This is a genomic window from Paralimibaculum aggregatum (assembly GCF_030270585.1).
In the GTDB taxonomy this organism is placed as follows: domain Bacteria; phylum Pseudomonadota; class Alphaproteobacteria; order Rhodobacterales; family Rhodobacteraceae; genus Thermohalobaculum; species Thermohalobaculum aggregatum.
In genome coordinates this window covers 45,835-59,366 of sequence record NZ_BSYI01000030.1, presented here as the reverse complement: position 1 = coordinate 59,366, position 13,532 = coordinate 45,835, and the positions used below count along the sequence as shown (strand labels likewise).

The 13,532-nt window shown below is 70.2% G+C and carries 12 protein-coding genes; 10 read left to right on the top strand and 2 right to left on the bottom strand.

What is annotated here, in order from left to right:
* Positions 1-171: 171 nt before the first annotated feature.
* A complete protein-coding gene (locus QSJ97_RS16860) occupies positions 172-945 on the top strand; it encodes a TIGR01458 family HAD-type hydrolase (protein WP_285673147.1) in 774 nt (257 codons plus the stop codon).
* Positions 946-1,011: 66 nt separating this feature from the next.
* Here QSJ97_RS16860 and QSJ97_RS16855 read toward each other — a convergent pair whose 3' ends face one another.
* Positions 1,012-1,704 (bottom strand): GntR family transcriptional regulator, encoded by a 693-nt coding sequence (locus QSJ97_RS16855; protein WP_285673146.1) that lies wholly within the window; start codon positions 1,702-1,704, stop codon positions 1,012-1,014.
* Between the two features lie 245 nt (positions 1,705-1,949).
* Between QSJ97_RS16855 and QSJ97_RS16850 the strand changes: the two genes are divergently transcribed.
* From QSJ97_RS16850 to QSJ97_RS16810, 9 genes are all read left to right on the top strand, one after another.
* Complete coding sequence (locus tag QSJ97_RS16850) at positions 1,950-2,939, top strand: TRAP transporter substrate-binding protein (RefSeq protein ID WP_285673145.1); 990 nt, start codon at positions 1,950-1,952, stop codon at positions 2,937-2,939.
* Between the two features lie 108 nt (positions 2,940-3,047).
* Positions 3,048-3,857, top strand: a complete 810-nt coding sequence (locus QSJ97_RS16845; RefSeq protein WP_285673144.1) for a TRAP transporter small permease subunit — start codon at positions 3,048-3,050, stop codon at positions 3,855-3,857.
* A 1-nt stretch (position 3,858) separates the two neighbouring features.
* Complete coding sequence (locus tag QSJ97_RS16840; protein ID WP_285673143.1) at positions 3,859-5,490, top strand: TRAP transporter large permease; 1,632 nt, start codon at positions 3,859-3,861, stop codon at positions 5,488-5,490.
* A gap of 9 nt (positions 5,491-5,499) precedes the next feature.
* On the top strand, positions 5,500-6,588 hold the full coding sequence (locus QSJ97_RS16835) for a mandelate racemase/muconate lactonizing enzyme family protein (RefSeq protein ID WP_285673142.1): 1,089 nt from the start codon (positions 5,500-5,502) through the stop codon (positions 6,586-6,588).
* Between the two features lie 20 nt (positions 6,589-6,608).
* Complete coding sequence (locus tag QSJ97_RS16830; protein ID WP_285673141.1) at positions 6,609-7,550, top strand: phytanoyl-CoA dioxygenase family protein; 942 nt, start codon at positions 6,609-6,611, stop codon at positions 7,548-7,550.
* 48 nt (positions 7,551-7,598) lie between these two features.
* The gene (locus tag QSJ97_RS16825; protein WP_285673140.1) at positions 7,599-9,113 is read left to right on the top strand and encodes a UxaA family hydrolase; all 1,515 of its coding nucleotides are present in this window, start codon (positions 7,599-7,601) and stop codon (positions 9,111-9,113) included.
* A gap of 90 nt (positions 9,114-9,203) precedes the next feature.
* Positions 9,204-10,088 carry an NAD(P)-dependent oxidoreductase gene (locus tag QSJ97_RS16820; RefSeq protein ID WP_285673139.1) on the top strand — a complete coding sequence of 295 codons (885 nt, stop codon included), beginning with the start codon at positions 9,204-9,206 and terminating at the stop codon, positions 10,086-10,088.
* Between the two features lie 4 nt (positions 10,089-10,092).
* Positions 10,093-10,818, top strand: coding sequence for an SDR family oxidoreductase (locus QSJ97_RS16815; RefSeq protein ID WP_285673138.1), 726 nt, complete (start codon positions 10,093-10,095; stop codon positions 10,816-10,818).
* The gene (locus QSJ97_RS16810) at positions 10,818-11,729 is read left to right on the top strand and encodes a DMT family transporter (protein WP_285673137.1); all 912 of its coding nucleotides are present in this window, start codon (positions 10,818-10,820) and stop codon (positions 11,727-11,729) included. The genes QSJ97_RS16815 and QSJ97_RS16810 overlap by 1 nt, the downstream gene beginning before the upstream one ends.
* Positions 11,730-11,748: 19 nt before the next feature.
* Here QSJ97_RS16810 and QSJ97_RS16805 read toward each other — a convergent pair whose 3' ends face one another.
* The gene (locus tag QSJ97_RS16805; protein ID WP_285673136.1) at positions 11,749-13,530 is read right to left on the bottom strand and encodes an IlvD/Edd family dehydratase; all 1,782 of its coding nucleotides are present in this window, start codon (positions 13,528-13,530) and stop codon (positions 11,749-11,751) included.
* Positions 13,531-13,532: the final 2 nt, after the last annotated feature.

The following is a 13,532-nucleotide window of genomic DNA, read 5'->3' as shown; positions in this document are numbered from 1 at the left end:
GCCGGCGCCTTCGGGGAGGTTCCTCCCGCATCTCGGCCGGCGGCCGTGCTGCCCGCCGCGGGGCGAGCCGGGCGGAGCTCCCGGTGATGCCGGGGGCCGGGCCCGGATGGCGATTTCCGGCCGGCGGGGCGGCGGTGCTATGATGGCGGCCGGCGCAGGGAGGGTCCGGCGATGACGGCGAAGGGCGTGCTGCTCGACATCGAGGGGGTGCTGCTCGAGGAGGGCCGGGCGGTGCCCGGCGCCGCGGCGGCGGTGGCGCGGCTGCGGGCCGGCGGGCTGCCGCTCCGTTTCCTGACCAACACCACGACGCGGCCGCGGGCGGCCATCGCGGCGGCGCTGACCGGCCGGGGGATCATCGCGGAACCGGCGGAGATCCTGACGCCGGTGCTGGCCGCCGGGCATCTGCTGGCGGAGGCCGGGATCGCCCGGGTGCATCTCGCCGCGGCGCCGGCGCTGGCCGAGGATCTGCCGGGGCTCGCGCTGGTTGCCGAGGCGCCGGAGGCGGTGCTGCTCGGCGACCTGCACACCGGCTTCACCTGGGAGCGGCTGAACGGGCTCTTTGCCATGCTGGCGGCGGGGGCGCGGCTGGTCGCGCTCCACCGCAACCGCTTCTGCCGCCGGGACGGCGCGCTGGCGCTGGATCTCGGGCCCTTCGTCGCGGCGCTGGAGATGGCGGCCGGGGTCGAGGCGACGGTGGTCGGCAAGCCCGCCGGGAGCTTCTTCGCCGCCGGGATCGCCGGGCTGGGGGCGGGCCTCGCGCCGGGCGAGGTGGTGATGGTCGGCGACGACATGGAGGCCGACATCGCCGGCGCGCGGGCGGCGGGGCTGCTGGCGGTGCAGGTGCGCAGCGGCAAGTTCCGCCCGGCCGATGCCGAGGCCCCGGAGCAGCCCGATGCGCGCATCGCCTCGGTGGCGGAGCTGCCGGGCTGGCTCGGCCTCGGCTGAGCCGGCACGGGCCGGGCTGAGCACGGGCCGGGGGCGGAGCCGCGGCGCGGGTCAGGCGGGCGCGGTTCAGGCGGGTTCGGGCCGCGGGCCGCCGGGGGGCGGGTCCTCGGCCGCGACCTCGCCGGCGATATGGGCGACGATGTTGTCCATCAGCCCCTGCAGATGCGCCGCGATCTCGCGCCGCACCTGGTCGACGTCGCGCCGCTCCAGCCCCTCGACGATGGCGCAGTGCTGGCGCAGCACCCGGTCGCGGTTGCGCCGCTGCCGGGCCGAGAGGTAGCGCGCGCGCCAGAGCCGGGCGAGCAGCGCCTCGTAGATCTCCGCCAGCACCGGGTTGTGCGAGGCATGGGCGATGGCGCGGTGGAAGCCCATGTCGATCTCGAACAGGTCCAGCATGTCGGTGTGGTCGTAGGCGGCGGCGAAGCGGTCGTTCAGCGCGCGGATCCCGGCGATCTCGGCGCTGGTGGCATTGGCGCAGGCGAGCTCGCCCGAGCGCAGCTCGAGCAGGCTCAGCACCTCGATGGAATCGGCGATCTCCTGCATCGGCGGATCGGCCACCACCGGGCTGCGCGCCGGGCGCAGGATCACCAGCCCCTCCTTGGCGAGGATGCGGATCGCCTCGCGCATCGGCGTGCGGCTGACCTGCATGCGCTCGGCCAGCACGCGCTCCTTGATCGGCGCGCCCGGGGCGAGGCTGCCGCGCAGGATCTCGCGCCGCATGCGATCTGCAATCTCGACTGATAGCGCCTGCCGTGCCACGCTCTCTCCAGGGTTCGACTGGGTGCTGCCGCCGTGTCACCGGGCGAGGTGACGCGGGGGGAGCCCCGGACCGGGCTCGCGGATTTGGTATACCATTTTCCGTTGATTGTCGACCTGCCTGCCTCTATACGTAACGGGTGAATGGTATACCATTCTCGACGACGGGCCCCGGGCCCGCAGCAAGAACAAAGTGCGGGACTGCCCGCCGATTGGGAGGAATGACGATGAAATCCAGGAGCTTCCTGATGACGGCCGCAATGGCCGCACTGCTCGCCGCGCCCGCGATGGCCCAGACCACGCTGCGCATCCAGACGCACTATGCGCCCGAGACCGTCTCCGGCAAGCTGGCGGGCCAGTTCGTCGACGACATCCAGGTGATGTCGAACGGCGAGATCCAGATCGAGATGTTCTACTCCTCCTCGGTGGTCGCCACCGTCGAGGCCTTCGACGCCGCCGCCACCGGCATCATCGACTGCGACATGACCGGCGGCGCCTACCAGACCGGCAAGAACGCCGGCTTCCAGTTCGTCGGCGACATCATGGGCGGCTATGCGACGCCCTATCAGCAGCTCTCCTGGCTCTATCACGGCGGCGGCTACGAGGCGGCGCAGGAGCTCTACAACGAATACGGCATGCAGCTGATCGGCTGGTGGGTCTATGGCCAGGAGAGCCTGTCCTCCTCGAAGCCGATCGCCGGCCCGGCCGACCTGACCAACTGGAAGTTCCGCTCGCCGCCGGGCATGGAGACCAAGATCTTCGAGAATCTCGGCGCCAAGCCCATCGTGATGGACTTCACCGAGATCTTCACCGCGCTCGAGACCGGGATCATCGACGGCGCCGATGCCTCGGGCATCGCCAACAATGTCGGCCTCGGCCTCTACGACATCGTCAAGCACGCGACCTATCCGGGCTTCCACTCGATGCCGTCGGACCACCTCGCCTGCAACAAGGACGTGTGGGAGGGGATGCCCGAGCATCACAAGCGCATCATCGACACCGCGATGCAGAAGCTCGCGCTGCAGACCGCGCTGACCTTCGAGAAGAAGAATGCCGAGGCGGCGGCGCAGCTCGAGGCCGAGGGCGTGACGCTGCATGCCTGGTCGGCGGCGGATCTCGCGACCTTCCGCAAGGCGGCGCAGGCGGCCTGGATCGACTTCGCCACCACGCCGGAGGCGAAGGCGCTGGTCGAGAGCCACTCGAACTATCTGCGCCAGCTCGGCCTGATGGCCGACTGATCGCCGAGGCGAGGCGAGGCGACCGCGCGGCTGAATGCGCGCCGGCGGGCCGTTGCTCTGGCCCGCCGGACCGCGATGCCCCGCGCCCGCCGCGGAGGGAGCTCCCCCATGGAGAACGAGAGCGTCTGGCTGGGACCGATGCGCCAGCCCATCAAGCTTCTGATGTATCTGTCCGTCGCCACGGCGGCGATCATCGGCGCCTATCTGACGGTGAGCGCGCATTTCCTCGGCGGCGAGGTGGGCATGCACGAGATGCTGCGCCCGGAGGGCCGCACCGAGGTGCTGGCGATGCTCTGGGCGCTGCTCGCCTCCTTCGTCTTCGCCTCGCTCTTCCTGTCCGACACCATAGGGGCGATCGAGCCGAAGCCCGCCGGCTTCTTCGACTGGATCTCGCTGATCTGCTCGCGCCTCGCGATGATCTGGGTGGTGCTGATCGTCCTCGTGATGTTCTACGAGGTGGTGGCGCGCTACGTGTTCGAGCGGCCGACGCTCTGGGCCAACGAGCTCTCGCTCTGGATGGCCGGCTTCGTGTTCCTGTTCGCCGGGCTCTATGCCATGCAGCAGCGCAGCCATATCCGCATCTACATCATCTACGACCTGATGCCGCGCGGCATGCAGAAGCTGTCGGACTGCGTCTCGGTGGCGCTGATCTGGCTCTTCGCGATCTCGCTGGTCTGGGGCGGCTACAACGAGGCGGTGCAGAAGTTCATGCGCATGGAGGCCTTCGGCACCGCCTGGGACCCGCCGATCCCGGCCACCATCAAGCCCGGCATCCTGATCATCATCTCGCTGGTGGCGATCCAGGCGCTCTCCAACCTGATCGCCGACTGGCACAAGGCGCCCGAACATCATTCCCCGGCCGACGAGATCGACGAGACCGAGATCGAGAACATCCGCCGCGCGCTGAAGGAAGATTGAGATGGAGCTCCTAGACCTGCTCGGCTGGATGAAGGTCGGCGATATCGGCACGCTGAGCCTGATCCTGCTGATCTCGATGTTCGTGCTGCTGGCGATCGGCATGCCGCTCGGCTTCGCCTCGGCCTTCCTCGCGGTGATGACGCTGGTGATGAAGTTCGGCCCGGAGCTGCTCTACGGCAATTTCGGGCGCGGGCCGCTGGCGGTGCTGGGCCAGGCGGTCTACCGGCAGATGACGAACTACGTGCTGATATCGGTGCCGCTGTTCATCTTCATGGCGGCGCTGCTCGAGCGCTCGGGCATCGCCCGCGACATGTACAACTCGCTCAACATGTGGCTCAGCCGCACCCGCGGCGGCATCGCCATCGTCACCTCGATCATGGCGGTGATCATGGCGGCGATGTCCGGCATCATCGGCGGCGAGGTGGTGCTGCTCGGCCTGATCGCGCTGCCGCAGATGCTGCGCCTCGGCTACAACCAGAACCTCGCCATCGGCACGATCTGCGCCAGCGGCTCGCTGGGCACGATGATCCCGCCCTCGATCGTGCTGATCTTCTACGGCCTCGTCACCGAGACCTCGATCAAGGCGCTGTTCACCGCGAGCTTCCTGCCGGGCTTCATGCTCGCCTCGTTCTTCATCCTCTACATCCTGCTGCGCTGCAACCTGAACCCCGATCAGGCGCCGCTGCCCGAGCCCGGCCCGGACGACCCGCCGCGCGCCGAGAAGCGCAAGCATTTCTACGGCTTCCTCGCGGTGCTGCTGCTCGGCGCCAGCGCGGTGCTGACGGTGCGGGTGCTGTTCTTCACCGCCACCGGGGCGAATCTCGTGACCGAGGGGGTCGATCCGGTGCCGCTCGGCATGGTCTCCGACCTGCCCTGGCTGATCGGCGCCGGCGTGCTCGCGCTGGTGCTGATCTTCGGCGTGCTCGGGGTCGAGCGCACCCGGCTCGGCTGGCTGATGGGCAAGGGGCTGGTGGCGCCGCTGATCGTCATCGGCGTGGTGCTCGGCTCGATCTATGGCGGCATCACCGGCATCACCGAGGCCGCCGGCATGGGGGTGATCGCGGTCTTCACCATCGGGCTGGTGCGCCGGGAGATGACGCTCGAGATCATCTGGGACAGCGTGATGCGCACGCTGAAATCCACCGGCACGATCATCTGGGTGACCATCGGCGCGGCCTCGCTGGCGGCGGCCTACACCCTGGCCGGCGGGCCGACCTATGTGGCGAACATGATCGTCGGCGCCGATCTGCCGGCGATGGGGATCATCCTCGTGATGATGCTGATCTTCCTCATCATGGGCATGTTCATGGACTGGGTCGGCATCGTGCTGCTGATCATGCCGGTGTTCCTGCCGATCGTGCTCAAGCTGCCGGCGGAGGAGCTCGGCCTGATCGGCGAGATGGACAAGCGCTATGTCGCGATCTGGTTCGGCGTGGTGTTCTGCATGAACATGCAGGTCAGCTTCCTCTCGCCACCCTTCGGGCCGGCGGCGTTCTACCTGAAGTCGGTGGCGCCGGCGAACATCTCGCTGACCGACATCTTCCGCGGCTTCCTGCCGTTCATCGGCATCCAGCTGCTGGCGCTCTCGGTGCTGCTGATCTGGCCGCCGATCGTCACGCTGTTCCTGCGATAGGGGGCAGCGATGGCCGAGATCCGCGAGACCCGGGCCGATCACTACCTGATCCCGCTGCCGCGCGCGCTGGAGGACAGCATGCACGGGCGGATGGCGGGCTTCGAGGTGGTCACCGCCCGGGTGCGCGACGCCGACGGCGCCGAGGGGGTGGGCTACACCTTCACCTGCGGCGTCAATGGCGGGGCGGCGGCCGACATCCTCGGCCGCGAGATGGCGCCGCGGGTGGCCGGGCGCGATGCCGACCTGATCGAGGCGATCTGGAAGGATCTCTGGTGGGCCTTCCACTATGGCGGGCGCGGCGGGCCGACGGTGCTGGCGCTCTCGGCGCTCGACATGGCCCTGTGGGACCTGAAGGCGAGGCGCGCCGGCCTGGCGCTGTGGCGGCTGCTCGGCGGTTATGACCCGAAGGTGCCGGCCTATGCCGGAGGGATCGACATCGACCTCACGCCGGACGAGCTGGTGGCGCAGACCTACGAGAACCGCGCCGCCGGGCACCGCGCGATCAAGATGAAGGTGGGCCGCCCGCTGCTGCGCGAGGATGTCGCCAAGATCGCCGCGATGCGCGCCGAGTTCGGGCCGGACATGCCCCTGATGGTCGATGCCAACATGGCCTACACGGTGGACGGCGCGATCCGCGCGGCGCGGGCCTTCCGCGAGTTCGACCTCGTCTGGTTCGAGGAGCCGATCCCGCCGGACGACCCGGCCGGCCATGCCCGCGTGCTCGCCGAGGGCGGCATCCCGGTGGCCACCGGCGAGAACCTGCGCAGCCTCTGGGACTTCAGGACCGTGATCGCCAGCGGCGGGGTCAGCTTTCCCGAGCCGGACGTGACCAATTGCGGCGGCGTCACCCCCTTCATGAAGATCGCCCGGCTGGCCGAGGCGCATCACCTGCCGGTGACCTCGCACGGCGCGCACGACATCACGGTGCAGCTGCTCGCGGCCTGCCCCAACCGCAGCTATCTCGAGGCGCACGGGTTCGGCCTCGAGCAGTATATCGAGGCGCCGCTGGTCATCGAGGAGGGCCATGCGCTGGCCCCCGACCGCCCCGGCCACGGCGTCGTGTTCGACTGGGAGCGGCTCGAGCGCCTGCGCCCCTGACCCCTCCGGAGACCCCGCCCATGCTGACCCGGGAGCAGATCGAGAGCTTCGAGCGCGACGGCGTGATCGTCGTGCCCGACCTGCTGCCGGGCGGGCTGCTCGGGCGCATCCGGGCGGAATATGCCGCGCTGCTCGACCGGCTCCATGCCGGCTGGGAGGCGGAGGGCCGCGTGCCGCCGGGGCAGGGCCTCGATTTCTGGCAGAAGCTCGCCGCGAGCTATGCCGCCGGCTGCGACTGGTTCCAGCCGATGGACATCTCGCTGCCGGGCGATGCGATCACCCCCGACACGCCCTTCCATTTCGGCCCGGCGGTCTTCGAGATGGTGACCTGCCCGCGCGTGCTCGACGCGGTGGAATGCCTGATCGGGCCGGAGATCACCTCGAACCCGATCCAGCATGTCCGCATCAAGCCCCCCGCGGCGGCGCTGCATCCGGGCGAGATCCGCGCCCATGTCGGCGGCACCGACTGGCATCAGGATCGCGCGGTGGCCCATGCCGAGGGCGACGCGACGCGGATGGTCACGGTCTGGCTCGCGATCACCGATGCCACCGTCGAGAACGGCTGCCTGCAGGCCGTGCCGGGCAGGCCGGCGATGTATCCGCACTGCCCGCAGCGCCAGACCGCGATCGCGCCGGGCTTCCTCGACGAGAGCCTTGCCCGGCCGCTGCCGGTGCCGGCCGGCGGCGCGGTGCTGTTCCACCCGCTGACGCCGCATGCCTCGCTGCCGAACCGCTCGCGGCGCTTCCGCTGGTCCTTCGACCTGCGCTACAACGTGACCGGACAGCCGACCGGCCGCGCGCATTTTCCCGATTTCGTCGCGCGCTCCCGGGCCGCGCCCGGGCGTGTGCTGACCGACTGGCGGGACTGGCGCGCGCTCTGGCTCGAGGCCCGCGAGAGGCTGGCCGGCCGGCCGCATGTCCCGATCCACCGCTGGCAGGCGGACAGCCCCGTCTGCGCCTGAGCATACCCGCCCGCCTGCGCCCCGCGCGCCAGCCCGAGGACCACCCCGATGACTGCACCGACACCCGCCCCCAGGACCGTCCGGCTTGCCGAGGCCGACAACGTGGTGACCGCGATCTCGCCCCTCGCGGTCGGCGAGGAGGGCGCCGCCCAGCTGATCCCGCGCGGCCACAAGATGGCCGCCGAGCCGATCCCCGCCGGCGCCCCGGTGCGGAAATACGCCCAGCTGATCGGCTATGCCGCGGCGGACATTCCGCAGGGCGCGCATGTCCACGACCACAATCTCGAATTCCGCAATGTCGAGACGGCCTACGAGTTCGCCACCAATCTGCGCCCGGCGACCCCGGCGGCCGAGGCCGACACGTTCATGGGCTATCGCCGGGCCAATGGCCGCTGCGGCACGCGCAACTACATCGCGGTGCTCACCTCGGTGAACTGCTCGGCGACCGCGGCGCGGATGATCGCCGGGCATTTCACGCCGGAGCGGCTGGCGGCCTTCCCCAATGTCGATGGCGTCGCCGCCTTCGTGCACGGCACCGGCTGCGGCATGGCCGGCGCCGGCAGCGAGGGCTTCGAGGCGCTGCAGCGGGTGATGTGGGGCTATGCCCGCAACCCCAATGTGGGCGGCGTGCTGATGGCCGGGCTCGGCTGCGAGATGAACCAGATCGACTGGCTGGTGGAGGCGATGGGGCTGACCCCGGGCCCGCTGTTCCAGCGCATGAACATCCAGGATGTCGGCGGGCTGCGGCGCACCGTGGAACTCGGCATCGCCAGGATCGAGGCGATGCTGCCGATCGTCGACGCGGCGCGGCGCGAGCCCTGCCCGGCCTCGGAGCTGATGGTGGCGCTGCAATGCGGCGGCTCGGATGCCTGGTCCGGCGTCACCGCCAACCCGGCGCTGGGGCATGCCTGCGACCTGCTGGTGGCGCAGGGCGGCACCGGGGTGCTGGCCGAGACGCCGGAGATCTACGGCGCCGAGCACCTGCTCACCGCCCGCGCCGCGACCCGGGAGATCGGCGAGAAGCTGATCGAGCGGGTGCGCTGGTGGGAGGACTATACCGCCCGCAACCACGGCTCGATGGACAACAACCCCTCCCCCGGCAACAAGAAGGGCGGGCTGACCACGATCCTCGAGAAGAGCCTCGGCGCCGCCGCCAAGGGCGGCACCACGCCGCTGATGGGGGTCTATCGCTATGCCGAGCCGGTGACCGCGCGGGGCTTCGTCTTCATGGACAGCCCGGGCTACGACCCGGCCTCGGTCACCGGGCAGATCGCCAGCGGCTGCAACCTCGTGGCCTTCACCACCGGGCGCGGCTCGGCCTTCGGCGCGAAGCCCGCACCCTCGCTGAAGATCGCCACCAATGCCGAGCTTTTCGCCCGGATGCCCGAGGACATGGACATCGATGCCGGGCGCATCCTCACCGGCGGCGCCACGGTCGAGGCGGTCGGCCGCGAGATCTACGAGACGCTGCTCGCGGTGGCGAGCGGGACCGAGACGAAATCCGAGGCGCAGGGGCTCGGCGATTACGAGTTCGTGCCCTGGCAGATCGGCGCGGTGATGTAGGCGGGTCGGGTCTTCCGGCCCGGCTCGGCGACCGCCCGCAACGGCCGCCCCGCACCCCGCGGGGACGGCCGCCAACAATGGAGAAGGACGATGGACAAACCGACGATCGGATTCATCGGTCTCGGCCTCATGGGTTCCGCCATGGTCGAGTGCCTGCAGAAGAACGGCTTTGCGGTGACGGTGCTCGGCAACCGCAACCGCGCCGGCATCGAGGCGGCGCTGGCCCGCGGCGGTTCGGAGGCCGGGAGCGCCCGCGAGATCGCCGAGCGCTGCGACATGGTGATGCTCTGCATGGGCACCTCGGCGCATGTCGAGGCCCGGGTCTATGGCGACGACGGCGTGCTCGCCGGCCTGCGGCCGGGGCAGATCGTGATCGATTTCGGCACCTCGCTGCCGGGCTCGACGCAGAAGATCGCCGCCGAGATGGCGGCGAAGGGCGCGGCCTATCTCGATGCCCCGCTCGGCCGCACCCCGGCCCATGCGGTGGACGGGCTGCTCAACATCATGTGCGCCGGCGACAGCGCGGCCTACGAGCGCGCCAAGCCGGTGCTCGACGTGCTGGGCGAGAACGTGTTCCATCTCGGCGACAGCGGCGCCGGCCATTCGGTGAAGCTGATCAACAACTTCTTCGGCATGACCACCGCGATGGCGATGGCGGAGGCCTTTGCCATGGCCGATGCGGCGGGGATCGAGCGCGACACGCTCTATGGCGTGATGTCGGCGGGCCCCTTGCGCTCCGGCATGATGGACTTCATCAGGAACTACGCCGCCGAGGGCAAGGTCGATCTGGCCTTTTCCGTTGCCAACGCGGCCAAGGATGTCGGCTATTACCGCAGCATGGCCGAGGGGCTCGGCGCGCGCTCGCGGATGTCAGGGGCGGCGGATGCGCTGCTGTCGGAGGCGCGCGACGGCGGCTTCGGCGACAAGATGGTGCCCGAGATGGTGGATTACCTCTCGCAACGGCTGAAGGATTGAGAGCATGAGACTTGCAGGCAAGACGGCATTCGTCACAGCGGCGGGGCAGGGGATCGGGCGGGCGATCGCCGAGGCCTTCGCGGCCGAGGGCGCGGCGGTGGTGGCCACCGATCTCAACGCCGGGCTGCTCGAGGGGCTCGCCGCGGCAGAGAGCTTCGCGCTCGATGCCACCGACAAGGCGGCGCTGCAGGGCGCCATCAGGGCGGCGGCGCCGGACATCCTCGCCAACTGCGCGGGCTTCGTGCATCACGGCACCATCGCGGATGCCAGCGACGAGGATTTCGACTTCGCGGTCAGCCTCAACATGCGCTCGCAGTTCCACGCCATGCAGGCGGCGCTGCCGGCGATGGTGGCCCGCGGCTCGGGCTCGATCATCAACATCTCCTCGGCCGTCGGCTCGATCATCGCCGCGCCGAACCGCTTCATCTACGGCATGAGCAAGGCGGCGGTGATCGGCATGACGAAATCGGTGGCGCTCGACCATGTGACCACCGGGGTGCGCTGCAACTGCATCTGCCCCGGCACGGTCGACAGCCCCTCGCTGCATGACCGGCTGCGCGCCACCGGCGACTACGAGGCGGCGCACAAGGCCTTCGTGGCGCGCCAGCCCATGGGCCGCATCGGCACGCCGCAGGAGATCGCGGCGCTGGCGGTCTATCTCGCCTCCGACGAGAGCGCCTTCACCACCGGCCAGGCGCATGTGATCGACGGCGGCTGGACCGTCGGCTGATGGCGCTCGCGCGCAGCGTCGCCCCGCGGGAGGACCGCATCGCCCTCGGCGTCTCGGTGATGGCGACGGCGGTGTTCTTCTTCACGCTGATCGACACTTCGGCGAAATGGCTCATCCTCGCGGGGCTGCCGGCGATGCAGGTGGTCTTCGTGCGCTATGCCGGGCATTTCGTCGTGGCGCTGGTGACCTACCTGCCGCAGGAGGGCATCGGCGCGTTCCGCTCGAACAGCCCGGTGAAGCAGTTCCTGCGCTCGCTGTTCCTGTTCGGCAGCACGGCGCTCAACTTCACCGCGCTGAAATACCTGCCGATCACGGTGACCACGACGATCATGTTCGCCGGGCCCATCGTGGTGACGCTGCTGGCGATCCCGATCCTCGGCGAGCGGGTGGGCATCCACCGGATCGCTGCGGTCTGCGTCGGCTTCATCGGCGTGCTGGTGGTGATGCAGCCCTGGGGCGTGGCCTTCGACCCGGCGATGTTCTACTCGCTGGGGGCGCTGACCGCGGCCTCGCTCTACATCGTGATGACGCGGATGCTGGCGGGGGTGGAGTCGAACGCCACCAGCCAGCTCTGGTCCTCGGGGCTGGCGGCGCTCTGCCTCGCCCCGGTGGCGCTGCCGCTCTGGATCTGGCCGGAGACCGGCACCGGCTATGCGGTGCTGCTGCTGATCGGCGTGTTCGGCGCGGTCGGCCACATCGCGGCGACCTCGGCGCTGCGCTTCGCCGATGCCTCGATCCTGGCGCCGGTGGTCTACATCCAGATCCTGCTGGCGGCGGTGGCCGGGGTCGTGGTGTTCGACACCTGGCCGACGATCTGGACCCTCGGCGGCGGGCTGATCATCATCGCCGCCGGGATCTACATCTGGCAGCGCGAGCGCTACCGGGCGCGGCTCGCGCGGGCCGGGCGGTGAGGGGGGCGCGCCCCCTTCGCTAGTGATTGTCGCGCGGCAGGTCCCTGGCGACCCGGTGATAGGCGGTGGCGAGCTCGAGGCAGCCGCCATCGGCGAGCTGGCCGACATGGGTGCGGTAGATCTCCTGCCAGGGCGTCTGGTGGGTGATCTCCGGCGCCTGCCAGGCCTGCTTGCGGGCCTGCCACTCGGCCTCGTCCACCAGCGCATCGAGCCGCCGCGCGCCGAGGTCGAGCCGCACCCGGTCGCCGGTCTGCAGATAGGCGAGGCCGCCGCCGACCACCGCCTCCGGCGAGGCGTTGAGGATCGAGGGGCTTTCCGAGGTGCCGGACTGACGCCCGTCGCCCACCGTCGGCAGGTGATTGATGCCGGCACGGATCACCGCGTCGGGCGGCTGCATGTTGACCACCTCGGCCGAGCCGGGATAGCCGACGCAGCCGACGCCGCGGATGAAGAGGATGGTGCGCGCGTCGATCCCGAGGGCGGGGTCGTTGATCCGGTCGTGATAGTCCTCCGGCCCCTCGAAGACCACGGCGCGGGCCTCCAGCACCCCCTCGGCCCCCGGCTCGGAGAGGAAGCGGCGCTGGAAATCCTCCGAGATCACGCTGGTCTTCATCAGCGCGCTGTCGAAGAGGTTGCCCGAGAGCACGAGGAAGCCCGCCTTCTCGCGCAGCGGCGCGGCGCAGGTGGTGATCACCTCGCGGTCGAGGCTCTCGCGGCCCTCGAGGTTCTCGCCCATGGTGCGGCCGGTGGCGGTCATCGCGCCCGGCCGGATGCGCCCGGCCTTCATCAGCTCGCCCATCACCGCGGGCACGCCGCCGGCGCGGAAGAAGCTCTCGCCGAGATAGCTGCCCGCGGGCTGCATGTTGACGATGAGCGGCACCTCGAAGCCGACCGTCTCCCAGTCCTTCACATCGAGCGCGACGCCGGCATGGCGCGCCACCGCCTGCAGATGCGGCGGGGCGTTGGTCGAGCCGCCGATGGCGGAGTTGGTGACGATGGCGTTCTCGAAGGCGTCGCGGGTCAGGATGTCGGAGGGCTTCAGGTCCTCGTGCACCATCTCGACGATGCGCCGGCCGGTGGCATAGGCCATCTCCATGCGCTCGCGGAACGGCGCCGGGATCGCCGAATTGCCGGTGAGGCTCATGCCGAGCGCCTCGGCCATGGCGTTCATCGTGCTCGCCGTGCCCATGGTGTTGCAATGCCCGAGCGAGGGGGCGGAGGCGCAGACCCGGCTGATGAACTCGTCATAGTCGATCTGCCCCTCGGCGAGCAGGCGCCGGCTCTCCCAGACCACGGTGCCGGAGCCGGCCCGCTTGCCGCGCCACCAGCCGTCGAGCATCGGCCCGCCATTGAGCGCGATCGCCGGCAGGTCGACGGTGGCGGCGCCCATCAGCATCGCCGGGGTGGTCTTGTCGCAGCCGGTGGTCAGCACCACCCCGTCGATCGGGTAGCCGTGCAGCACCTCGACCAGCGAGAGATAGGCGAGGTTGCGGTCGAGCGCCGCGGTGGGCCGCTTGCCGGTCTCCTGGATCGGGTGGACGGGAAACTCCATCGGCACCCCGCCGGCGTCGCGGATGCCGGCCTTCACCCGGTCCACCAGGAAGACATGGATCTTGTTGCAGGGCGCGAGGTCGGAGCCGGTCTGCGCGATGCCGATCACCGGGCGCTCGCCCTGCAGCTCGTCGCGGGTGAAGGCCTGGTTCTGGTAGCGCTCGAGATAGAGCGCGGTCATGCCCGGATTGTTGGGGTTGTCGAACCATTCCTGTGACCGGAACTTCCGGTTCGCCCGTGTGTCGCTCATCG